We start from the raw sequence: 23229 nt of genomic DNA on the forward strand, positions 1-23229 counted from the left end.
TCAGGCGTGCAGCTCCAGGGTCAGCAGGCGATAGGTCACGGGCAGGCCCTCCGGCTCGCGCAGGGCCTCGTAACGCTGCGCCGCCCGGGCCAGGTCGGCGCGGGTGAGTTTGCCTCCGGGCCTTGCGGTCTGGGCGCCGACGCCCTTGATGGAGGCCATCACCGCGGTGAGGTCGGGGTAGTGGAAGCGCGCGGTCTGCTCTCGGCAGTCGAGGCGATGAAAGCCCGCCGCCAGAGCCGCTTGCCAGTGGCGGGTGGCGTCGCGGAAGCTCAGCAGGCCGTCAGGTTGGCCGGGGCGCGACCAGGCTTGGCCGACCTCGGCCAGGGTGCCGGGCCCCAGAGTATTGACCAGCGCTCGGCCGCCCGGGCGCAAGACGCGGCGAAGCTCGGCCATCACGGCGTCGAGGTCCGGGCACCACTGAATCGCCAGGTTGGAGATCACCAGGTCCTGGCTGACGTCTTCCAGCGGCAGGGCGGCGGCATCGCCGCACAGCCAGTTAGCCGCGTTGCCGTGTGTGCGGCGGGCTACCTCGAGCATGCCCGGGGCAAGGTCCAGGCCGATGACCGTGCAGCCGCTACCGAAGCGATCGGCCAGGTGCGCGGCCATCTCGCCTGGCCCGCAGCCCAGATCCAGCACTCGCTCGGCACGCTCGGGAAGGCGGGACAGCAGCGGCTCGGCCATGATCCGCTGGGCAACGGCGCGCTCGGTATATCTCGGGGCGGCGCGGGAGAAGGCGCGGGCAACACGGGCCTGCCAGTCATCTCTCCGGGTCGTGCTTCGGGAGTCGGGAGTGGCGAACGACAAGGTGGTCATGGTGCGGGCTCCACGGCGCTGGCGATGCCGGCGAGGCAGGCGGCCAGCCTGGCTGGCTGGCTGAGCATCGGGCAGTGGCCGGCCTCGTTCAGACGATAGTCGGCGCTTTCGCGCAGCGATGGCGAGAGTAGCGGGTCCTGTTTCCCCGCGACGCGACATACCTGGCAGGGCGAGCGGCTCAGGCGGTCAGCGTTATCGAGATCGGCGAGCTGGGCAAGCCCCGCGGCCAGTGTGTTTCGATCGGCGCCGCCGTTATCGACGAGCAGCTCACGCAGCTGCCGGTGGGCCGCACGCGGGTCGGGTTCGCCACGCAGTTGCCAGCGCAGGAAGTGGCGATGGGTCATGTCAGGGGCACGCGCGAAGGCCTGGCGGAAGGCGGCCAGTTCTGCCGTGGAGATGCCCTCTTCATGACAGAAGCTCTCACCCATGCCGAGCAGCACCAGGGCTCGGGGAGCGGGCAGGTGGTCGAGCAGGGCGGCGGCGAGTAGCCCGCCCAGGGACCAGCCCACCCAGACGGTGCCCGGTGTCAGATCGTCGCCCATGGCGCTGGCCAGCTGGGCCAGGCTGCAGGGGTCCTCCAGCGGTGGGCGGACCCCGTACCCGGGCCAGTCCGAAGCGTTGACCGCAAGCCCTTCGGGCCAGTGCCTGGCCAGTGGCTGCCAGAGGCGGGTATCGCAGCCCCAGCCAGAGAGCAACACCAGGGTCGTCATGGGCTGGCCTCTCTGCCCATCTCCTTATCCGTCTCCCTAACCGTCAGAGCGTCCCGGGCCTGGCAGTCGGCCAGCGCCTCGAGCAGGGCGTCGAGGTCGGCATCAGTGTGGGCGGCACTCAGGGTGATGCGCAGGCGTGCCTGGCCAGGGGGCACCGTGGGTTCGCGAATCGCACCGACTGCCAGGCCACGCTCGGCCAGCCAGGCGGCCCAGGCCATCACTCGCGGGCTGTTACCCAGCACCAGCGGTTGTATCGGGGTGCTTGAGGCGGCCAGCGGCAGCCCCAGGGTGGTAGCCTCGCCACGGAAGCAACGGATCAGGGCGCGCAGGCGGTCACGACGCTCGGGTTCGGCCTTGAGCAGTTCCAGGGCCTTCAGGGTGGCCGCGGCCACCCCCGGCGGCTGGGCGGTGGTATACACATAGGGACGGGCGAACTGGATCAGGTGCTCGATGAGCGTCTCGCTTCCTGCGACGAAGGCACCGGCTGAGCCCAGCGCCTTGCCGAGCGTGCCGACCAGCACGGGGACCCGCTCGATGCCGTGGGCGCGGCCTACGCGACCGTCGCCCTGTTCACCCAGCACGCCCAGGCCGTGGGCGTCATCGACCATCAACCAGGCCCCGTGGCGGGCGCTTGTCGCGGCCAGCCCCTCGATATCCGCTACATCGCCATCCATGCTGAATACCCCGTCGCTGACCACCAGCCGGCGCCCGTCATCCGGCGCGCGTGCCAGCAGCCGCTCGAGGTCTCTGAGGTCGCCGTGGTGGAAGCGCCGTGAGCGGGCGCCGGCAAGCCTGGCGCCATCGATCAGCGAGGCGTGGTTCAGACGGTCCTGGAACACCCGGGTGTCGGCGTCGCAGAGCGCCTGCAGGGTGCCGAGGTTGGCCATGTAGCCGGTGGAGAAGAGCAGGGACGCCGGTCGGCCGGTGAGCGCGGCCAGGCTTTGTTCCAGAGCTTCGTGCACCTCGAGGTGGCCGCTGACCAGGTGAGAGGCTCGGGCACCGGCGCCGTAGCGTCTGGCACCCTCGGCCTGGGCCTCGGCCAGGCGTGGGTCCCTGGCCAGGCCTAGGTAGTCGTTGCCGGCGAAATCGCGGATTCCGTCGCCGATGCGACGGGCGCTGCGATGGCGCCAGCGCCCACTGTGGCGCTGCATCGCGGCCCGCTCGGCGAGGTATGTGCTCCAGGCATCCTGCATGGCGGGTCAGGCCCTGGTGGCGTCCAGGATGGCATCCTGGGTCGCGTCATAGCCGAGTTCGCTGGCCCGCTTGTCGAACTCCGCCGCCGCCTGGCGTGCCGCCCTGGCTTCAAGAGCGGTTTCCAGGTCGACCTGCTGGCGTGCATCGTCGGCGCAGCGTTGCCGTGCGCTCTTTTCCACAACTTCCGGATGAAGCCCCAGCTTGGCGAACAGCGCCTTGTCCTGTTCTACCTGGGGATTGCCCGTGGTCAGCAGCTGGTCACCGTAGAAGATCGAGTTGGCTCCGGCCAGGAAGGCCAGCGCCTGAGTGGATTCGTCCATCTGCTCACGACCGGCGGAGAGGCGCACGTGGCTTTCCGGCATCAGGATGCGAGCCACGGCGATGGCGCGGATGAACTCGATGGGGTCGAGGTCCTCCACGTCCTCGAGCGGTGTGCCAGGTACCTTGACCAGCATGTTGATCGGCACCGACTCCGGTTGCGGCTCGAGGCGCGCCAGCTGCTGGAGCAGGGCGGCGCGGTCGCGCGGCGCCTCGCCCATGCCGAGTATTCCCCCGGCGCAGACCTTCATGCCGGCCTGACGCACGTTGCCCAGCGTTTCCAGGCGATCGGCGAAGGTGCGGGTGGTGATGATCTCGCTGTAGTATTCGGGCGAAGTGTCCAGGTTGTGGTTGTAGTAGTCGAGCCCGGCCTCGGCCAAACGGCCGGCCTGGTTGCCGTCGACCATGCCCAGGGTCATGCAGGTCTCGAGCCCCAGCGCCTTGACCTGCCGGACCATCTCCAGCACCACGTCGAGATCTCGCTCGCGTGGGCTCTTCCAGGCCGCGCCCATGCAGAAGCGGCTGGCACCGGCCTCGCGCGCGGCCCGGGCCTGCTCGACTACCTTTTCGACCTCCAGCAGCTTCTCTTTGCCCAGGCCGGTGTTGTAGTGCCCCGACTGGGGGCAGTACTTGCAGTCCTCGGGGCAAGCGCCGGTCTTGATCGAGAGCAGGGTCGAGACCTGCACGGCGTTGGGATCGAAGTGGGCGCGGTGGACCTGCTGAGCGTGAAACAGCAGCTCATTGAAGGGCAGGGCGAAAAGCGCCTCGATCTCCTCGACCGTCCAGTCGTGGCGGACCTTGCCTCGCGGGGCTAGGGTCAAGGAAGCGGCGTGGGATTCGTGGGGCGCAGGGGGCATGATGGGCTCGCTTATGGTCAACTTAACGTTCAAATCAAGGTTGACGAATAGCCTAAAGCCTGCGGTTGCCATGTCAACCGTATTGAGATCACAAGTTGACGGATGGCTGGGGCGTGCCTTGCCCGGTCGCTGCGTTTTCTGCCTGGCTCCCTTGTCGGGTGATCACCCCTGGTGCGAGGCCTGTTTCACGGAACTGCCCTGGAACCTGCCGGCCTGCCCCGTCTGCGCGGAACCCCAGCCGGGCGCTGCGGCGGGGCGTCGTTGTGGTCACTGCCTGCGCCGTCCACCTCGGTTCGAGCGGGCCCGGGTACCGCTGCGCTATGATGCCGAGGTGGCCGGCCTGGTGCAGCGCTTCAAGTTCGATGCTTCGCCGAGAGCCGGCCGGGTGTTACTGGAATTGCTGATGGCGGGACTGTCTTCGGCAGATCGACGCTGGCCCCAGGCGCTGGTGCCGGTACCTCTACATCCACGGCGGGCCCGTGAGCGGGGCTTCGATCAGTCTCGCTGGCTGGCTGTTCGCCTGAAAGGACAGCTGTGCTGCCCCCTGATATCGGCGCAACGCACTCGCGACACCCGTACCCAGCGGGGTCTGGACCGTGGCGAGCGGCGCAGCAACCTGCGCAGCGCCTTTCGCGTTCCGGAAGGCCTGCCACGGCGGGTGGTGCTGGTGGATGATGTCATGACCACCGGGGCGACGCTGGATGCACTGGCCAAGGCCTGCCGCCAGGCCGGCGCCGAGGAGGTGCAGGCCTGGGCGGTGGCTCGTACGCCGGCGGGCAGACACTGATAAGCGCTTCCCTGTTAGCATGGTGGTCTCGATGACCGGGAGCCCCCATGGAAACCACCCTACATCCCTTCGCTCAGCTTTCACCTGCCCGGGTGGTGGCGGCGGTGGAGTCGCTCGGCTTCTGGCTGCCCGGTGAGCCCTTTACGCTGAACAGCTACGAGAACCGGGTCTTTCTGGTGCACGACGAAGAGCGCCGACGGTGGGTGGTGAAGTTCTATCGCCCCGAGCGCTGGACGGACGGCCAGATCCGTGAGGAGCATGATTTCCTGGCTGAGCTCGCCGCGGCCGAGGTGGCCGTGGCGGCCCCCTGGCGGGACGAGGCGGGTGAGAGCCTGCATCGGGCCGAGGGCTTTCGCTTCACGCTCTTCCCCCACCTGCCCGGGCAGGCGCCGGAGCTGGAGAATCCGGCTCACCTGTTCGCCCTGGGCGAGTTGATTGGCGCGGTGCATGCGGTGGGCCAGAGAGGGCGCTTCGCACATCGTCGTTCGCTGGACCTGGATGGCATGGTGCTCGAGGCGCGTGACAAGGTTCTGGCGAGCCGCTGGCTGGACCGTCATCAGCGCCAGGCCTACGAGCGCATCACCGCGACCCTGCATCGCCAGTTGGCCACCCATGCCTGGACAGCGGAGCAGGCGATTCGCGTGCAGGGCGACTGCCATATCGGCAATATTCTCGGCCGTGACGAGCAATTTGCGCTGGTCGACTTCGATGATTGCCTGATGGCCCCGGCGATTCAGGACCTGTGGATGCTGTTCACCGCCCAGGAAGAAGGGGAGCGCCAGATGCAGCTCTCCGAGGTGGCCGAGGGTTATGAACAGCACCGCGACTTCGATCGTCGCGAGCTCACGCTGGTGGAGCCGCTACGCACCCTGCGTTTGCTTCGCCATAGCGCCTGGTTGGTGGATCGCTGGGAGGACCCCGCCTTTCCTCTGGCATTCCCCTGGTTGGCCGATGCCGGTTACTGGGACGGACACCTGCGCATGCTTGAACAACAGCGCCAGGTATTGGAAGCCAAGCCACGCTGGCTGGCCTGATACGCGCCCAAGGCTTGGATCGGGTGGTGACGTTCAGTCGTCGTCGGGGTCCGGTGTATCCGCGGGAGTCGGGTTGGCGACTCCTTCGCCCTCGGCCTGGCGGCGCTGCTCATTGATTCTGGCGGCAGGGTTGTCCTGTTGCTCGATGACAAGCTCGCTGGCCAGGCGCAGCTGAAAGGTCTGCTCCGGGGTCAGGCGGCAGATGCCGTTCTGGCAGGCGGCTATACCGAAGTCGCCGTCACTGTCGTAGGCGGCAGCGGATATCTCGCCACTGTAGATCTCGCTCTCGCTGCCGTCGGTTTCGATGCAGGTCAACGACTGGGTGGTCAGGCGGATGCGCTCACCGTCGATGCGGGCATCACCGATCAGCACACAGTATTCCGGCAGGGTATGGGAGGCATTCCCAACGGCCACCGGATGGATCAACAGATCGTCGTGTTCCGGTGTCTGCGCGGATAGTGTCACATCGTCGATGACCTGGACGTCGATGGTGGCATCGGTTGGCAGTTCGAGGGTATCGCTTATGGCCAGGGTCGGCATTGCCAGAACGGCGGCCATCAGTAGAGAGGCATAGTTCTTGATCATGTCGGGCTCTCGAGGGTGACTTGGGCACAGCATGAAACAGTTATTACTCTATCACAGGGTGGGCGGTCCGGCAGCCGGGCCGTGGCGGAGAAGATGCGACACCTTGTCACTATCGGGCGGCGCCTGTTGTCTGTGTTGCGGGGTGTCATGCGTTAGACTAACGATTCCCGAGACTATTTTATTGTACAAGATTAAAACTTTGTATATCTTTTGTGCATGATGTGATGGCCAGGCCATCAATGATGTAGTGGACACCGACATTGGCACGGGGCCAGATCATGACCGAAGAACTCTCCAACCACTATCGCCGGATCATTTACGAGTTGGGGGAGGATCCCGACCGGGAGGGTCTTCGCGACACCCCGAAGCGGGCCGCCAAGGCGATGCAATTTCTCAACCGCGGCTATACTCAGTCGCTGGAAGAGATCGTCAATGGTGCGGTATTCGAGTCCGAGACCGACGAGATGGTGCTGGTCAAGGACATCGAGCTCTACTCCATGTGCGAGCACCACCTGCTGCCCTTCATCGGCAAGTGCCATATCGCCTACCTTCCCAGCGGTAAGGTGCTCGGGCTTTCCAAGTTTGCACGTATCGTTGACATGTACGCCCGACGCATGCAGATCCAAGAGAACCTGACTCGTCAGATTGCCGAGGCGGTGCTGCAGGTAACCGAGGCTCGTGGGGTAGCGGTGGTGATCGAGGCGCGCCACCTGTGCATGATGATGCGCGGGGTGGAAAAGCAGAACTCCAGCATGACCTCATCGGTGATGCTCGGCGCCTTCCGCGAGAAGCAGAGCACGCGCCAGGAATTCCTCACCCTGGTCAACAGCCGCTGAATCCCACGCAAGGAGGCCCGCCATGTCGATGCATATCCTGGACGATCAGCACCTCGACCATGATCTCGCCACTATCCGCATCAAGAACCTGCGGCTGCGAACGCACATCGGCATCAAGGAGGACGAGATAAAGAATCGCCAGGACGTGGTGATCAATGCCGTGATTCGCTATCGCGCCGAGAAGGCGGTCGAGTTCAACCATATCGAGCAGGCGCTGAACTACCGCACCATCACCAAGGCAGTGATCGCCCTGGTGGAGGATCATCGCTTCCTGCTGCTCGAGCGCATTACCCGCGAGGTTTTGGACCTGATCATGAGTCATGAGCAGGTGCTGACCGCCCAGGTGGAGATCGACAAGCCCCATGCCCTGCGCTTCGCCGATTCCGTCTCCATTACGCTTTCCGACACCCGTGAGCCGCGTCGGCCCCGTTGAGCCTTGATCCCGGTTCGCAATATTGAACCCGGTCGGCGATAAAGGACCTCGGTGCTTGGTGCACCGGGGTCTTTCGCTTAGCATGGGGGTAAACCGACAAGAGGCCGCCCGTGCGGCAGGAGATGATCATGCAAGCCCTCAAGGAAACGCAGCTCTACTGTCCCTTCGCCTACATTGACGGCAGTTGGGTCGCCGCCGACAGCGGCGAACAGATCAACGTCCACAATCCGGCCACAGGGGAGCCCATGGGGGATGTGCCGCGCCTGGGGCGGGCCGAGACCGAGCGGGCCATCGCTGCGGCCGACGCTGCCCTGCCGGCATGGCGTGGGATGACCGCTCAGGAGCGCGCCGATATCCTGATGAAGTGGCACGACCTGATGCTCGAGAATCAGGACGACCTGGCCATGATCATGACCTTCGAGCAGGGCAAGCCGCTCAAGGAGTCAGCCGGCGAGATCGCTTATGCGGCGAGTTTCCTGCGCTGGTTTGCCGAGGAGGCGCGGCGTGTCTACGGTGAGACCGTTCCCGCTGCCAAGCCCAATCAGCGCATCGTGGTGACCAAGCAACCCATCGGTGTGGTGGGCGCCATCACCCCCTGGAACTTCCCCGCGGCGATGATTACCCGCAAGGCGGGCGCGGCCCTGGCGGCCGGCTGCACCATCGTCGTCAAGCCGGCCAGCCAGACCCCGTTCTCCGCCACTGCCCTGGCCAAGCTGGCCGAGCGGGCCGGGGTGCCACGCGGGGTGTTCAATGTGGTGCCGGGCCGCGCCTCCGAGATCGCCGCGGCGATGACCGAGTCGCCGCTGGTGCGCAAGATCACCTTCACCGGCTCCACCGAGGTGGGTCGTCAGCTGATGGCTCAGGCCTCACAGCATATCCAGAAGATCTCCCTGGAACTGGGCGGTAACGCCCCCTTCATCGTCTTCGAGGATGCCGACCTGGACGCCGCGGTGGAAGGGGCCATGGCCGCTAAGTTCCGCAATGCCGGCCAGACCTGTGTCTGCACCAATCGCTTCCTGGTCCAGTCCAGCGTGGTCAACGCCTTCTGCGAGAAACTGGCGGTCGCCATGAACAGCGAGCTGAAGGTGGGCGACGGCACCCAGGATGGGGTCAACATCGGCCCGCTGATCGACGACAAGGCAGTGGCCAAGGTCAGCGAGCATGTCCATGACGCCGTGGACCAGGGCGCCGAGCTGCTGCTGGGAGGGCATCCGCATCCGCTGGGTGGCAACTTCTTCTCGCCGACCCTGATCAGCTTCGCCAACTCTCAGATGAAGGTGGCCCATGAGGAGACCTTCGGTCCTCTGGCGGCTGTCTTCCCCTTCGATGATGAGGAAGACGCCGTCAGCATGGCCAACGACACCGAGTATGGCCTGGCGTCTTACTTCTATTCCCGGGACCTGGGGCGTGTCTGGCGCGTCGCCGACGCCCTGGAATACGGCATGGTGGGCATCAACACCGGGCTGATCTCCAACGCCGCTGCGCCCTTCGGCGGGGTCAAGGCGTCGGGCCTGGGCCGTGAGGGCGGCCACCAGGGCCTGGAGGAATTCCTGGAGACCAAGTACCTCTGTATCGATCTGGGCTGAGAGCTACAAGGCTCAAGGAGCAAGCGGCTTGTAGACGGGTCTTGATACCGCACACGAAAAACCCCACTCGGCCGAGAGGCCGGATGGGGTTTTTTATTCATGCCGGAGCCGGATGCGAGCTGGCGGGTACAGAGCGAAGGAGACAGCATTGGGCTCCTTGCTCCTTGCTCCTTGCTCCTTGCTCCTTGCTCCTTGCAGCTCGCCGCAGGCGTCAGTGGCGGAAGTGCCGCATGCCGGTGAACACCATGGCGATGCCGGCCTCGTTGGCGGCATCGATCACTTCCTGGTCGCGCATCGAGCCGCCGGGCTGGATCACCGCGGCGATCCCGGCGGCGGCGGCGGCATCGATGCCGTCACGGAACGGGAAGAAGGCATCACTGGCCATCACCGAGCCGGGGACCGAGAGACCTTCATCGGCGGCCTTGATGCCGGCGATCTTCGCCGAATAGACGCGGCTCATCTGGCCGGCACCAACGCCGATGGTCTGGCCGGCCTTGGCGTAGACGATGGCGTTAGACTTGACGTGCTTGGCCACCTTCCAGGCGAAGGCCAGGTCGCGCATTTCCTGTTCGCTGGGTACACGTTCGCTGACCACGGTCAGCTCGTCGCGGCCGACCATGCCCAGGTCGCGGTCCTGCACCAGCAGGCCGCCGGTGACGCGCTTGAAGTCGTGGGCGTGCTGGCGCTCGCCGGGCCACTTCGCGCCGACGTCGAGCAGCCGCACGTTCTTCTTCTCGGCGACGATGGCAAGCGCCTCCTCCTCGATTCCCGGGGCGATGATCACCTCGACGAACTGGCGGTCGATGATGGCGCGGGCGGTCTCGGCGGTCAGCGGCTCGTTGAAGGCGATGATGCCGCCGAATGCGCTGGTCGGGTCGGTGGCGAAGGCTTTCTCGTAGGCCTCCCTGGGGCTGGCGCCCACCGCCACGCCGCAGGGGTTGGCGTGCTTGACGATCACGCAGGCGGTGTCGGTGAAGGCCTTGACGCACTCGAAGGCGGCATCGGTATCGGCGACGTTATTGAAGGAGAGTGCCTTGCCCTGCAACTGGGTGGCGGTGGCCACGCCGGCCTCGTTGGCGTCGGCTTCCACGTAGAAGGCGGCACTCTGGTGAGGGTTTTCTCCATAGCGCATGACCTGCTTCTTCTCGAACTGCAGGTTGTAGGTGCGCGGGAAGCCATCCTCGCCGCCGGGGACTCGCTGGCCCAGGTAGTCGGCGATGGCGGCGTCATAGCCGGCGGTGTGCTCGAAGGCCTTTACCGCCAGGTCGAAGCGGGTGGCATTACTCACTGCACCGTCTCCGGCGGCGATCTCACCGAGTACCCGGGCGTAGTCGCCGGCGTCCACCACGATAGTGGTATGGGCATGGTTCTTGGCGCAGGCACGCACCATGGTCGGGCCACCGATGTCGATATTCTCGATGGCGTCCTCGAGGGTGCAGTCGGGTCGCGCCACAGTGGCCGAGAAGGGGTAGAGGTTGACCACCACCATGTCGATGGGCGCGATGCCGTGTTCCGCCATCACCGCATCGTCCTGGCCGCGGCGGCCCAGGATGCCGCCGTGGATCTTCGGGTGCAGTGTCTTGACCCGGCCGTCCATGATCTCGGGGAATCCGGTGTGCTCGGAGACCTCGGTCACGGCGATGTCGTTCTCCCGGAGCAGGCGGAAGGTGCCGCCGGTGGAGAGCAATGCGACGCCCTGCTCGACGAGGCCGCGGGCGAAGTCGACGATGCCGGTCTTGTCGGAAACGCTGATCAAGGCGCGGCGAACCGCGGCGGAGGGGGCTTGGGCCATGGGAATCACTCTTGTGTCGGTGGTGGTGAATGATGCGGCGGGAATGCGAAGGGGAGCGGTCAGATCAGGCCGTGGTGCTTGAGCTTCTTGCGCAGAGTACCGCGGTTGAGACCCAGCATCTCGGCGGCGCGGGTCTGATTGCCCTGGGTATGGTCGAGAACCGAGGCAAGCAGCGGAGCCTCGACCTCGGCCATGACCATGGCGTAGAGGTCGGTGACGCTGCTGCCATCGAGGTGATCGAAGTAGCGAGACAGCGAGGCTTCCACGGCCTCGCGCAGGGGCCGGTCCTCCTGCGGGCCCGGCCGGAGGACCAAGCCTTCGCCCAGTAGGGTGAGATCACGAGAGGCCCGGGCATCCAGCTCGGGCAGCGCGGCATTCGGGTCAAGGGGTTGGCTGCTGGTCATGCGGCACAGATTCCATCCGGTGCCACGGCCCGGGCAATGCGACCTGGTGTCGCGGCGGGGTCGTGACGAAAGAGTTCATCGATGAAACGACGCTGGGTATGGCGACTCTCCAGGCCGTTGAAGGAGGCCCGCAGGGCGCGTCGCCCGGCGTCGTCGAAACGTTCGTCTCCGGCCAGGTACCAGCCGAGATGCTTGCGGGCGATACGCACACCCTGATGCTCGCCGTAGAAGTCATGCAAGGCAGCAAGGTGGTCGTGAAGGGCGACGGCACGTTCTTCATCTCCCGGCGGGGCAAGCCGCTGGCCATGGCGCAGGTAGTGATCGATCTCGCGGAAAATCCAGGGGTTGCCCTGAGCCGCGCGGCCGACCATTACCGCATCTGCCCCAGTATAGTCGAGTATCCGGCGTGCCTTGGCGGGAGAGTCGATGTCGCCGTTGGCAAACACCGGGATGCCTACGCTGGCCTTGATGGCGGCGATGGTGTCGTACTCCGCCTCGCCAGCGAAGCGCTGCTGGCGATGGCGACCATGCACGGCCAGGGCCTGGATGCCGAGCTCCTCGGCGATGCGCGCTACCCGCACACCATTGTTGCTGTCGGCGCACCAGCCGGTGCGGATCTTCAGGGTCACCGGCACGTCTACCGCCGCGACCACTGCCTCGAGGATTTCCGCCACCAGGGTCTCGTCACGCAGCAGGGCGGAGCCGGCGGCCTTGTTGCAGACCTTCTTGGCCGGGCATCCCATGTTGATGTCGATGATCTCGGCGCCCATCGCGGCATTGAGGCGCGCGGCTTCGGCGAGCATCTCGGCGTCGCCGCCGGCAATCTGCACGCTGCGCGGGCCCGGCTCGCCACGATGGTCCATGCGCAGACGGGACTTGCGGGTATGCCACAGGCCGGGGTCCGAGGTTACCATCTCGCCCACCACCAGGCCGGCGCCGAAGCGTCGACACAGTGTCCGGAACGGGCGGTCGGTGATTCCCGCCATGGGCGCCAGTACCACTCGGTTGGGCAGTTGGTGATGGCCAATGCGGGGCAGGGGGCGAGAGTCGATCATGGTCGGGGCCGCTGGCGTCAGGGGCTGCATATCATACGCCCCCGACCGGCAGGGGTGAACCGCTACTCAAGGCGAATGCCTGTCAGGGGCGGCGCCCGACGGATCGCTGCCCGGAAAGTCGAACCCAGCTTTCGCGGATTTCCGGCTCGTCCATGACCAGCCCCCGTTCACGGTAGGCATCCAGTACCTCCTCGGCCTGGCTCTCGAGGATGCCCGAGAGGGCTAGGCGGCCCCCCGGTGCCACGCGGCCGGCGATCTCGTCGGCCAGCTCCAGCAGGGGGCCGGCGAGGATGTTGGCGACCACCAGCGGGAATTCGCCTGCCTCGAGCTGCTCGGGATAGCAGAGTCTGAAGTCGGCCTCGGCCACGCCGTTGCGTTCGGCGTTGTCGCGGCTGGCCTGTAGCGCCTGGGGGTCGATATCGGTGCCGGTGGCCTGCCGTGCACCGAGCTTGAGGGCAGCGATGGCCAGGATGCCCGAGCCGCAGCCCACGTCGAGCACGTCCAGTTCCTGCAGTTCGTTGGCTACCGCCAGGCCGTCGAGCCAGGCCAGGCAGAGTGCCGTGGTGGGGTGGGTGCCGGTGCCGAAGGCCAGCCCCGGGTCCAGGTGCAGGTTGACGGCGTCCGGCTCCGGTGGAGCGTGCCAACTGGGCACGATCCACAGCCGTTCGCCCATCCTCAGGGGATGGAAGTCGTCCATCCACTCGCGCTCCCAGTCGCGATCGGCGAGCAACTCGACCTCGATCTCGGGGCAGGGCTCCTCGGGGAACTCGGCGGCCCAGGCCTGGCGTACCCGGTCGAGCATCGCCTCGATGCCCTCCAGGTCGTCGTAGAGGCCGGTAAGCACCGTTGCGTCCCACAGGGGGGTGGTGCCGCGCTCCGGCTCGAAGACCGGATCATCGAAGGCATCCTGGAGGGTGATGGCGGTGGCGCCCTCGGCGAGCAGCAGCTCCTCGAGGGGCTCGGCGTGCTCGGGAGCGATGCGCGCCTTGAGTTGCATCCAGGGCATGGGATGTTCCGTGGTCGCTCGGGATCAAGCGCGTGGCCAGTTCAGTGGCGAGGGGCGCCGGGGACAGGCCGAAGAGGGGCGCCTATGCCAGGGATGGCATCGGTAGCGCCCACGGAAGGGTTCACAGCGCCTCCTCGAAGGCCTGTCGCGTATCAGCCCCGAGCCTATCGCGATATAGTCGAATAGCCCCAGCTTCTTCTCCAGATAATGGATATTGACGCCACCCTGCTGGAAGTAGCCGTCGCGCACCAGATCCTTGTGCAGGTCGATGTTGGTCTTGATGCCTTCCACCAGCAGCTCGTCCAGGGCGTTGCGCATGCGGATCAGCGCCGTCTCCCGGTCCACGCCCCAGGTGATCAGCTTGCCGATCAGGGAGTCGTAGTGGGGCGGCACGGTATAGCCCGTGTACACGTGGGAATCCATGCGCACGCCGAGCCCGCCGGGCGGGTGATAGAGGGTCACCTTGCCCGGGGAGGGCATGAAGGTCCGGGCATCCTCGGCATTGATGCGGCACTCGAAGGCGTGGCCGGCGATCTTGACGTCCTCCTGGCGAACCGAAAGCGGCTCGCCGGCGGCGATGCGCAGCTGCTCGCGGACGATGTCCACGCCGGTGACCATCTCGGTGACCGGGTGCTCCACCTGGACGCGGGTGTTCATCTCGATGAAGAAGAACTCGCCGTCCTCGTAGAGGAACTCGAAGGTGCCGGCGCCACGATAGCCGATCTCGACGCACGCCTCGGCGCAGCGCATCGCCGACCTGCGGCGCGTGCTGCCTCGGTCGATTCCCGGGGCGGGGGCCTCCTCGATCACCTTCTGGTGGCGGCGCTGCATGGAACAGTCGCGATCGCCCAGGTGGATGGCGTTGCCGTGGCCATCCGCCAGCACCTGTACCTCGACGTGGCGCGGGTTCTCGAGGAACTTCTCCATGTAGACGGTGCCATCGCCGAAGGACGAATAGGCTTCGGTGCGGGTGACGTTGACCGCCGACAGCAGGTGGGCTTCGGTATGCACCACACGCATGCCGCGTCCACCGCCGCCGCCGGCAGCCTTGATGATCACCGGGTAGCCGATGCGTCGAGCCACGGCGAGGGTGTCCCCCTCATCGTCACCCAAAGGGCCGTCGGAGCCGGGCACCGTCGGTACACCGGCCTTCTTCATCGACTCGATGGCACTGACCTTGTCGCCCATCAGGCGGATGGTCTCGGCGCGGGGGCCGATGAAGGTGAAGCCGGAACGTTCGACCTGCTCGGCGAAGTCGGCGTTCTCGGAGAGAAAGCCGTAGCCGGGGTGGATGGCGCTGGAGTCGGTGACTTCCGCGGCGCTGATCAGCGACGGTATGTTCAGATAGGAGTTCGCCGAGGAGGCCGGACCGATGCATACGGCCTCGTCAGCCAGGCGTACGTGCATCAGCTCGCGGTCGGCCGTGGAGTGGACCGCCACCGTCTTGATGCCTAGCTCCTTGCAGGCGCGCAGGATGCGCAGGGCAATCTCGCCGCGATTGGCGATGAGGACCTTGTCCAGCATAAGGAATCCGCCAGTTGGTGAATGATGAAGACAGGTGGGCGTCAGGCGATGACGAGCAGCGGCTGGTCGAACTCGACGGGTTCGCCATCGTCGACGAGAAAGGCCTCGATCACGCCGTCTTGTCGGCCTCGATCTGGTTCATCATCTTCATTGCTTCGACGATGCAGATGGTCTCACCTTTCTTGACGCTCGATCCGATTTCGACGAAAGACTTGGAGCCTGGCGCCGGAGAGCGGTAGAAAGTGCCGACCATCGGTGAGTTGACGGTTTGACCCTTGAAGGCCGGCGCGGCATCCGCGGCGGTCTCATCTGACGGAGACGGCGCCTGGGAGGGCGGCGCTGCCGGTGCCGCTTGGGGCTGATGCATCGGAGGCTGCCAGTTCGTGCCGTCGGGGTGGCGGCTGATACGCACCGACTCTTCCCCTTCCTGGATCTCGATCTCGCTGATATTGGACTCTTCGAGCAGCTCGATCAGCTTCTTGACCTTGCGGATATCCATGACGTTGTCTCGACCAGTGGGGTTGGGGACGATCCGGGGTGCTGTCAACCCCGGCCAACTCGCGATAGATCGCAGCAAGATGGCGTGTCTTGAAGTATCTATCGCCCATTAAAGAGCAATTAGGCAGGAGTTTGCCGAAAATCGCCAAGAATGTCCAGCCATGCAGGAACACTGTTCGAGGCATGTTGTCGGTGCCGCCGAGTCAGCCTTGCCGGCTTTCCAGCCAGCCCAGCACACCCTCCAGGTGGCTTGCCAACTGGGGGGCATTCACCTCGCCTTGCACGCGGGCGTCGCGAAGTTCCTCGCTGCCATCGAAGAACAGCAGGCTGGGCGGGCCGAACAGCTGGAAGTGGTCCAGCACCTCGCGGCTGGTGGCGCCGCTATCGGTAACGTCGACATTGATGCGCCGGAAGTTGGCCAATTGGCCCGCCACTTCGGGGGCCGGATAGACCTCGCGCTCCATTACCTTGCAGGAGATGCACCAGTCGGCAGTAAAGTTGACGAAGGCGGGTGCGTCGCTCTTGGCCAGCGATGCCTGCAGGGCGTCGAGGTCATCCACGGTGGTGATCTCCTGGCTGACGCTGTCCGTCCCCCCGGGCGAGGTGCCGGCCAATGGATTGGTGGGAGCCAGAGGGCGCAGCGGGTCGTCCCCGCCGCGAGAAGCGCCGATTACTAGGGCGATACCCCAGACCAGTAGCATCAGGCCTGCCGCCTGACGCACTCGCGGCCAGCCCTGGGCCTGATTGACGTTCAGTGCTCCTAGAGCCAGCGCGCTGCCGATGGCCAAGCCGGCCCAGAGCAGCAGTGAGATGCTGTCCGGCAGCAGTCGCTCCACCAGCCAGATGGCGACCCCCAGCAGCAGGATCCCGAAGGCTGCCTTGACGCCGTTCATCCAGGCACCCGAGCGAGGCAGCAGGGTGGTGCCGAAGGTACCCACCAGCAGCAGCGGCACGCCCATGCCCAGGGCCAGGGCGAACAGTGCCGCCCCGCCCATCAGCGCATCGCCGGTGGTGGAGATGAACACCAGGGCGCCGGCCAGCGGCGCCGAGACACAGGGCGAGACCACCAGCACCGACAGCGCTCCGGCCAGGGCCAGGCCGACGGGGCCGCTGCGCTGGGCGCGGGCCTGCCAGCCGTCGATGCGGCCGGCCAGGGTGGGCGAGAGACGCAGGTTGAAGGCGCCGAACATGGCCAGGGCGAAGAGGGTGAATAGCGCAGCGAAGGTGATCAATACCGGGGCGGACTGCAGGCGGGCCTGAAGGTTGAGGCCGGCACCGAACAATCCCATCAGTATCCCCACGGCGGCATAGGTGAGTGCCATTCCGCCCACGTAGCTGGCCGAGAGAACGAAGGCCCGGGGTCGGGTCGGGTGCTGGCCGACGATGATCGAGGAGAGGATAGGCACCATGGGCAGCACGCAGGGCGTGAAGGTCAGCCCCAGTCCGGCGAGAAAGAAGAGCCCGAGCACCAGTGGCAGGCTGGCGTTGGCCATCAGCGTGCGGAAGCGGCCATCCTCGCTCTGAGGAGGGCCGCCCATGGCATCGCCGCTGGTCGCGGCAATATCGCCTCCGGAGGCTTCGTTGGCGCCAGACGCTGTGTTACCTGACTGGGTCCAGCCGGCGAAGTCGGCTGGGGCTTCGCCCTCGCGGGCGGTCAGCTCGACCCGCTCCGGTGGATAGCAGAGGCCGGCGTCGGCGCAGCCTTGGAAGATCAGTGTGACGTCTAGCGGACCATCGTAGCCCGGCTCGAGAGGTACCTCGAAGACGACGCTGTCATAGAAGACATTGACGTCGCCCAGAAACTCGTCGCTCTTGGCAAGCCCCGGGGGGAGTTCGGGCTCACCCAACTCCAGGCCGTCGACGGCGGTCTCGACCGCGAACTGGTGTCGGTACAGGTAGTAGCCTTCGGCGTTCTCGATGCCTACGTAGAGGATCTCGCCATCGTGCCAGGCACTGGGCTGGAAGGCCTCCAGCACCGGCAGAAACGCCTCGTCGTCATTCTGGGAGAACCATTGACCCTGGGCCCCCAGCGGCAGCAGCAGCGTTATCAGCAGAGCGAGTCGCAGGACGATAGGCACGGCACTTCCTTTAATTGCGGTGAAATGGCGGTGAACAATGGCGCGGTTTCGACCCCTTTTCTCGAGGCCGGGTTCCCGTCCATCGGCGTCGAGGCCAAGGTCCTGCTAGGATATCGCAGTAGCAGGGGGCTGTAGATGGCACCCCGTCCGGGAGGCTGCGCCGTATTGTCGCGTTGCCGGTAGCTTTTCATCACCTCTTTTCATCACCAAGGAAACCTGATCATGGCGTTGACGCAAAAGGGTGCCGCCAGGCGCCGCAGCCGGACCGAGGTACTCGAGCGTCCGGAGTATGGCTGGATCTGGAAGCCGCTGCTGGCATTGCTGGCGATCTACCTGGTGGTTTGCCTGGGGCTGGGAATCTGGTGGAGCCAAGCGCCGAGAAGCTTCGACGTGGAGCAGGCCGTCGCCGAGCAGCGTGGTGCCGAGTCGGGCAGCACGGCGGCCCGTGGAGCCGTGACCACTGCCGCCCTCATGACCCTGATCGAGACCCTGCTCGAAAAGCCGGGCGGTTATCTGCGCAACGATGTCGCCCCACCCGGACTCTGGCTCGATAACATGCCTGCCTGGGAGCTGGGCGTGCTCATGCAGGCCCGTCGGCTCTCGCGGTCGCTGCCGGCCATGGAGCAGTCGTCGGTACCGGCGCTGGAGGGCGTGCAGGAGCGCCTGATGGCTGACAGCCGCGACTGGCTCTATCCCGGCACCGAGAGGCGGCTGGAGCAGGCCCTGGAGGAGCTGGGAGGCTACCTCGATTCGCTCGGCGAGGGCGGTGATGCCGCCTTCGGTGATCAAGGGCAGGGCCTCGCCGCCTGGCTCGAGGCGATTACCGGCTCGCTGGACGAGTTGGGCCTGCGGCTCTCGGCGAGCATCGGCAGCCGCGATGAGCTGCGCGACTTGGACATCGACACCGAGGCCCTCCCGGAGCGAACGCCCTGGTATCGTGTCGACAACGTCTTCTTCGAGGCTCGCGGCCAGGCCTGGGCCCTGATGCACCTACTTAAGGCGGTACGGCGTGATCAGGCCGATGTGCTGGCCTCGGCCGGCGTTACTCAGCGCTGGGAGCTTTTAGTGGCCGAACTCGAGCGCAGCCAGCGTCGGCTGTGGAGCCCGCTGGTGCTCAACGGTTCGGGCTTCGGGATCTTCGCCAACCATTCGCTGGTGCTGGCCAACCACGTGGTGCGAGCCCGTGACCTGGTGCGGGACATCACCGAACGCCTCGCCGAGGTTACGCCTACCCCTGCCCCCACGGCCAGCGAGCCTCCGGTGGTGGAGGTGGAGCGCAGCGAGGATGCCGTCGAAAAAACCGTCACCGATGAAGGTGCTGTCGATGAAGGTGCTGCCGATGAAGGTGTTGCCGATGAAGGTGCTGTCGATGAAGGTGCTGCCGGTGAAAGCGCTGCCGATGTAGCCGAGGCTGACATGCCTGTTTCCAGCGGTGAGGAAGCCGTCGAAGCGCCTGCCAACGACGACGGCGAACAGGCGCCCTCTGTATCGAGCAGCGAAGGCGTTACTGAAGAGCAGCCCGTTCAAGAAGGCGCGATCGATTCCGAGGAGGGCGAGATGTCTTCCCCGAGCGGCGACGATATGGCCGCCGAGCCGTCAGCCGAGGAGCCGTCAACGTCAGTTGATGATGAAAATGACGACGAGGCATCCAGCGCGGCTGACGCGGAAGAGCAGCCGAACAATTGAAGGCCTGAGGGTACTCAGAAACGACAACGAGCCGCCTACCAGGCGGCTCGTTGTCGTAGCGGGTGGTGCTGGCGATGATCGCCTTCGAGAATCAGGCCTTGTCGTGGGCCGCCACGGCCTTCTCGATGGCCTTGCGAGCGGCCTCGACGCCTTCCCAGGACTCTACCTTGACCCATTTGCCTTTCTCGAGATCCTTGTAGTTCTCGAAGAAGTGAGCGATCTGCTGGCGCAGCAGCTCGGGCAGGTCGGTGACCTCATGGACATCGTCATAGAGGCTGGAGAGCTTGGGATGAGGGACACACACCAGCTTGGCGTCCTCGCCGGCCTCGTCGGTCATGTTGAGAATCCCCACCGGACGGGCACGGATGACGGCACCGGCCTGGACCGGGTAGGGCGTTACCACCAGGGCGTCCAGGGCGTCGCCGTCATCGGCCAGGGTGTGCGGGATGAAGCCGTAGTTGGCCGGATAGAACATCGGGGTGGCCATGAAACGGTCGACCAGCAGGGCTCCCATGTCCTTGTCGATCTCGTACTTGATCGGCACATGGTTGGCCGGAATCTCGATCGCCACGTAGATATCGTTGGGGAGATCCTTGCCGACGGGGATATTGTCTAAGTTCATGGTCGCTTCCTTGGTTGGCAATTAAAGGCTTGGTGGATCGGCCAGGTGTAAAATCCGTCGAATTATACGAAGCCGCGGCGGGGATTACCAATGGGCCTTAGGTGGCATGCGGGCCTTTGGTCGATGGGCCTGCTGGTGGAGCAGGGTGTATCATGGGGCACCGATGGAAGGTGCCGGTCAACGGCCGGCGGATCCCGCCGATTGCGAGGAGAGTGCCTTGACACCCGTGCAACTGTCACTGAGCCACGGACAGGCCTTCGTGGCACCCGAGCGACGGCGGCATCGCAGCTCGATGTCGGTGCGGTTTCCCGAGCCTCCCCTGCTTGAGGCGAAGGGCGCCTGCGCCCTGATCAGTGACTCCACGCTGCGCAACAATCTGGCCAAGCAGGCCGGGGATCTCAGTGTGAAGGGATTTCTGGCCGATTATTTCTCCACTCCCGACCACTGGGACGTCAAGACGTCGGCGACTCGCGTGCTGAGAGCGCTTAACGCCTGGTGCTTCAGCCAGAATCGTCAGATGTCGGACGGCAGCTATGTCTCCTCGCTCTCCGCCATGGTGTACCGCGGGCGCGAGGCCCATCTCTTCCATATGGGCGATACCCTGGTGTTCCGCCTGCGCGGCGCCGAGTTCGAGCAGCTCTCCCGGGACCATGTCACCGATCTGGGCGGCTATCGCTACCCTTCCCGGGCCATGGGCATGGATAGCGGCCTTGAGATCGATTACGCCAGCATGCCGCTCAAGCAGGGGGACCTTTTCCTGTTCACCACCCAGGCGGTGCAGGGCACCCTGATGCCCTCGGATTATGTCCGGCTGATCCGCGAGGACGCCAGTGACCTGGATGCCGCCTGTGAGAGGCTGGCCGAGGCGGCCAGTGAACGGGCTCAAGAGCGTGGGTATGGCGGCGATCAGTTCTGTTTCCAGCTGGTGCGCATCGATGCCTTGCCCGACGCATCGGAGGATAAACCTGGCCGGGTCTACGGTGACCTGCCGATTCCCCCCGAACTCTCGTCCGGCGAGCGCCTGGACGGCCTCGAGGTGCTGTCGGTGCTCTCGCGCACGGCCCAGTCGCGGGTCTACCGCGTGCGCGACCTGCACAGCGGCCGCGAGATGGTTATGAAGGCACCGAGCCCCGAGCTTTCCAGCCGCAATGCCTATCTCGAGCACTTCCTGCTGCAGCAGTGGGTGGTCGAACGCGTCAAGTCGCCCTTCGTGGTGCGCATCATGGAGCCCTCGCGGCCGCGGCGCTATCTCTACTATCTCATGGCCTACGTCAAGGGCGAGAAGCTGGCCGAATGGGTCCGGCGCCATCCCCAGGCTTGCCTCAAGCAGCGCCTCGACATTGCCAATCAGCTGGGCAAGGCGGTGCAGGCGTTACACCATCGCGACCTGCTGCACCAGCGAATCCATCCCGATAATGTGCTGATCGATGCGCATGGCCAGGTGGTGCTGGCCGATTTCAGCGCCTGCCATCTGCGTGACGTGGATGGTCACCGTCGCTCCAGGGAGGTGGTTCGCCAGCTGGGGCTGACCGAGCACAGTGCGCCGGAGTATGCACTGGAGGATGATGTCGGCCGTCGCAGCGATCAGTACTCCCTGGCCTCGACCATCTACTGGCTGCTTACCGGCGAGCTGCCCTATGCGTTGCCGCCGAACCGGCTGCGCAGCCATACCGACCTGGAGCAGCTGGCCTATCGTAGTGCCCGCACCCTCAATCCGGAAGTGTCCGTGGCTCTTGACGATGCCTTGCGCCGGGCGCTGGACCCCCAGCGGGCGCTGCGCTTCCGGCGCATGTCGGAGTTTCGTCGCGCGCTGCGCCCGCCGCGGGATCCGGCCCAAGACTCGGCGGAAGGCCGTTCGCAAAGGCCACGTGAGTCAATTCGCTTCTGGCAGGGTGTGGCGGGCATCCTGTTGCTGCTGCTGGTGCTCTCCTGGCTGTTGAGTGCCAGGCCCATTGAGTCAGCGCCTTGCGTCGACCCTGACGTTGGCCGATGCCTGGTGGAGAGTCTGACCGCTCGCAGCGTGCAGCTTGCAGCTTAAATCGTGAATTCCGGCAGCTTGCGCTCGACGCGAGCCTGCTTGAGGTGAGCCACCTTTGGCAGGCCATTCTCGAAGGGCGGGAAGTCTTCGCCCTGGATCAGCGGCGACAGGTACTGGCGGCAGGCCTCGGTGATGCCGAAGCCGTCCTCGCGGATGAATTCCCGTGGCATGAGCTTCTCGCGGTTGGCGACCTCGGCCAGCGGGGCTGCCTCGATGCGCCACTGGTAGGGTGTTTCGCTGACGCGCTTGATGGCCGGCATCATGGAGTTCTTGCCGGCGATCGCCAGTTCCACGGCCTTTTCGCCCACTGCGTAGGCCTGATCGACGTCGGTCTTCGAGGCCAGGTGTCGGGCGGCACGCTGCAGGTAGTCTGCCACGGCCCAGTGGTACTTGTAGCCCAGGTCCTGCTTGACCATGCCGGCCAGGGTCGGCGCCACGCCGCCCAACTGGCGGTGGCCGAAGGCATCGGTGTTGCCGGAGTCGGCGAGGAAAGTCCCGTCCTCGTAGCGCGCGCCCTCGGAGACCACGATCACGCAGTAGCCGTACTGCTTGACCGACTCCTCCACTCGGGCCATCACCCTGGCGCGGTCGAAGTGCACCTCGGGGAAGATCACCAGGTGGGGCGGCTCGCCCTCGCCCTTTCCGGCCAGCGCCCCGGCGGCGGCGATCCAGCCGGCATGGCGGCCCATCACCTCGAGCACGAACACCTTGGTGGAGGTGGCGCACATCGAGGCGATATCCAGCGATGCCTCCAGAGTAGAAGTGGCGATGTACTTGGCTACGCTGCCGAAACCCGGAGAGTTGTCGGTGATCGGCAGATCGTTGTCCACCGTCTTGGGCACATGGATGGCCGTCAGCGGATAGCCGAGCTTTTCGGAGAGCTGCGAGACCTTGAGGCAGGTATCGGCGCTGTCGCCGCCGCCGTTGTAGAAGAAGTAGCGGATGTCGTGGGCCTTGAAGACCTCGATCAGCCGCTCGTACTGGGCGCGGTGGGACTCGATGTCCTTGAGCTTGTAGCGGCAGGAGCCGAAGGCGCCGCCGGGCGTATGGCGCAGGGCGGCGATGGTCTCGTCCGACTCCTGGCTGACGTCGATCAGGTCCTCGGTGAGGGCGCCGATGATGCCGTTGTGGCCGGCATAGACCTTGCCGATCCGGTCCGGATGGCGGCGGCAGGCTTCGATCACGCCGCAGGCGCTGGCGTTGATCACGGCGGTGACGCCGCCGGACTGGGCGTAGAAGGCGTTATGCTGGGCCATGGGGCTTACCTGTTGCTGGTCACATCAAGGATTGCGAAAGCGCAATAGTCTAGCCGAAAGCGGCATTGGCTGCATTTCCATGCACGTCAGGCTCAGGGTTATCGCGGTTACGTTCAG

The 23229-nt window shown here is 65.6% G+C and carries 20 protein-coding genes and 1 pseudogene; 7 read left to right on the top strand and 14 right to left on the bottom strand.

The window, feature by feature from the left end:
• From bioC to bioB, 4 genes are read right to left on the bottom strand one after another with little or no spacing between them, the layout of a single operon-like run.
• Complete coding sequence (gene bioC, locus U5L98_RS07465; RefSeq protein WP_322557685.1) at nt 1-813, bottom strand: malonyl-ACP O-methyltransferase BioC; 813 nt, start codon at nt 811-813, stop codon at nt 1-3.
• Complete coding sequence (locus U5L98_RS07470; protein WP_322557686.1) at nt 810-1523, bottom strand: alpha/beta fold hydrolase; 714 nt, start codon at nt 1521-1523, stop codon at nt 810-812. Before U5L98_RS07470 ends, bioC begins: the two co-directional genes overlap by 4 nt.
• Nucleotides 1520-2716 carry an 8-amino-7-oxononanoate synthase gene (gene bioF, locus U5L98_RS07475; RefSeq protein ID WP_322557687.1) on the bottom strand — a complete coding sequence of 399 codons (1197 nt, stop codon included), beginning with the start codon at nt 2714-2716 and terminating at the stop codon, nt 1520-1522. Before bioF ends, U5L98_RS07470 begins: the two co-directional genes overlap by 4 nt.
• A 6-nt stretch (nt 2717-2722) precedes the next feature.
• Nucleotides 2723-3892: a biotin synthase BioB gene (gene bioB, locus U5L98_RS07480; RefSeq protein ID WP_322557688.1), complete on the bottom strand. Its 1170-nt coding sequence runs from the start codon at nt 3890-3892 to the stop codon at nt 2723-2725.
• A gap of 118 nt (nt 3893-4010) precedes the next feature.
• Here bioB and U5L98_RS07485 point away from each other — a divergent pair, with 118 nt between their 5' ends.
• On the top strand, nt 4011-4679 hold the full coding sequence (locus U5L98_RS07485) for a ComF family protein (RefSeq protein WP_322557689.1): 669 nt from the start codon (nt 4011-4013) through the stop codon (nt 4677-4679).
• A gap of 47 nt (nt 4680-4726) precedes the next feature.
• Entirely contained in the window at nt 4727-5713 is a 987-nt protein-coding gene (locus U5L98_RS07490) for a serine/threonine protein kinase (protein ID WP_322557690.1), read from the top strand.
• Between the two features lie 33 nt (nt 5714-5746).
• Here U5L98_RS07490 and U5L98_RS07495 read toward each other — a convergent pair whose 3' ends face one another.
• Nucleotides 5747-6298, bottom strand: a complete 552-nt coding sequence (locus tag U5L98_RS07495) for a hypothetical protein (protein ID WP_322557691.1) — start codon at nt 6296-6298, stop codon at nt 5747-5749.
• 278 nt (nt 6299-6576) lie between these two features.
• On the opposite strand from U5L98_RS07495, the gene folE reads away from it, so the two are divergent.
• The 3 genes from folE (at nt 6577) to U5L98_RS07510 (ending at nt 9153) form a co-directional block, all read left to right on the top strand.
• Nucleotides 6577-7134 (top strand): GTP cyclohydrolase I FolE, encoded by a 558-nt coding sequence (gene folE / locus U5L98_RS07500; protein ID WP_322557692.1) that lies wholly within the window; start codon nt 6577-6579, stop codon nt 7132-7134.
• 22 nt (nt 7135-7156) lie between these two features.
• The gene (gene folX, locus U5L98_RS07505) at nt 7157-7567 is read left to right on the top strand and encodes a dihydroneopterin triphosphate 2'-epimerase (protein ID WP_322557693.1); all 411 of its coding nucleotides are present in this window, start codon (nt 7157-7159) and stop codon (nt 7565-7567) included.
• A 128-nt stretch (nt 7568-7695) separates the two neighbouring features.
• Nucleotides 7696-9153 carry an NAD-dependent succinate-semialdehyde dehydrogenase gene (locus U5L98_RS07510; protein ID WP_322557694.1) on the top strand — a complete coding sequence of 486 codons (1458 nt, stop codon included), beginning with the start codon at nt 7696-7698 and terminating at the stop codon, nt 9151-9153.
• 211 nt (nt 9154-9364) lie between these two features.
• On the opposite strand, the gene purH is transcribed toward U5L98_RS07510, so the two are convergent.
• The 7 genes and pseudogenes from purH to dsbD form a co-directional block, all read right to left on the bottom strand.
• Entirely contained in the window at nt 9365-10945 is a 1581-nt protein-coding gene (gene purH, locus U5L98_RS07515; RefSeq protein ID WP_322557695.1) for a bifunctional phosphoribosylaminoimidazolecarboxamide formyltransferase/IMP cyclohydrolase, read from the bottom strand.
• Nucleotides 10946-11004: 59 nt separating this feature from the next.
• Entirely contained in the window at nt 11005-11349 is a 345-nt protein-coding gene (gene fis, locus U5L98_RS07520; protein ID WP_322557696.1) for a DNA-binding transcriptional regulator Fis, read from the bottom strand.
• Nucleotides 11346-12404: a tRNA dihydrouridine synthase DusB gene (dusB, locus tag U5L98_RS07525; protein WP_322557888.1), complete on the bottom strand. Its 1059-nt coding sequence runs from the start codon at nt 12402-12404 to the stop codon at nt 11346-11348. Before dusB ends, fis begins: the two co-directional genes overlap by 4 nt.
• Before the next feature lie 82 nt (nt 12405-12486).
• Nucleotides 12487-13410: a 50S ribosomal protein L11 methyltransferase gene (prmA, locus tag U5L98_RS07530; protein WP_322557697.1), complete on the bottom strand. Its 924-nt coding sequence runs from the start codon at nt 13408-13410 to the stop codon at nt 12487-12489.
• A 24-nt stretch (nt 13411-13434) separates the two neighbouring features.
• The gene (gene accC / locus U5L98_RS07535) at nt 13435-14934 is read right to left on the bottom strand and encodes an acetyl-CoA carboxylase biotin carboxylase subunit (protein ID WP_322557698.1); all 1500 of its coding nucleotides are present in this window, start codon (nt 14932-14934) and stop codon (nt 13435-13437) included.
• A gap of 41 nt (nt 14935-14975) precedes the next feature.
• Nucleotides 14976-15433, bottom strand: a pseudogene (gene accB, locus U5L98_RS07540) (acetyl-CoA carboxylase biotin carboxyl carrier protein).
• A gap of 202 nt (nt 15434-15635) precedes the next feature.
• Nucleotides 15636-17510: a protein-disulfide reductase DsbD gene (gene dsbD / locus U5L98_RS07545; protein ID WP_322557699.1), complete on the bottom strand. Its 1875-nt coding sequence runs from the start codon at nt 17508-17510 to the stop codon at nt 15636-15638.
• Nucleotides 17511-17732: 222 nt separating this feature from the next.
• Between dsbD and U5L98_RS07550 the strand changes: the two genes are divergently transcribed.
• Complete coding sequence (locus U5L98_RS07550; protein ID WP_322557700.1) at nt 17733-19196, top strand: DUF2333 family protein; 1464 nt, start codon at nt 17733-17735, stop codon at nt 19194-19196.
• 91 nt (nt 19197-19287) lie between these two features.
• On the opposite strand, the gene ppa is transcribed toward U5L98_RS07550, so the two are convergent.
• A complete protein-coding gene (gene ppa, locus U5L98_RS07555) occupies nt 19288-19818 on the bottom strand; it encodes an inorganic diphosphatase (RefSeq protein WP_322557701.1) in 531 nt (176 codons plus the stop codon).
• 292 nt (nt 19819-20110) lie between these two features.
• Here ppa and U5L98_RS07560 point away from each other — a divergent pair, with 292 nt between their 5' ends.
• Nucleotides 20111-21856 (top strand): protein kinase domain-containing protein, encoded by a 1746-nt coding sequence (locus U5L98_RS07560; RefSeq protein ID WP_416208215.1) that lies wholly within the window; start codon nt 20111-20113, stop codon nt 21854-21856.
• On the opposite strand, the gene U5L98_RS07565 is transcribed toward U5L98_RS07560, so the two are convergent.
• On the bottom strand, nt 21853-23112 hold the full coding sequence (locus U5L98_RS07565; protein WP_322557703.1) for a 6-phosphofructokinase: 1260 nt from the start codon (nt 23110-23112) through the stop codon (nt 21853-21855). The two genes, U5L98_RS07560 and U5L98_RS07565, sit on opposite strands and share 4 nt — an antisense overlap.
• Nucleotides 23113-23229: the final 117 nt, after the last annotated feature.

The organism is Halomonas sp. (genome assembly GCF_034520545.1).
Taxonomy (GTDB): Bacteria; Pseudomonadota; Gammaproteobacteria; order Pseudomonadales; family Halomonadaceae; genus Halomonas.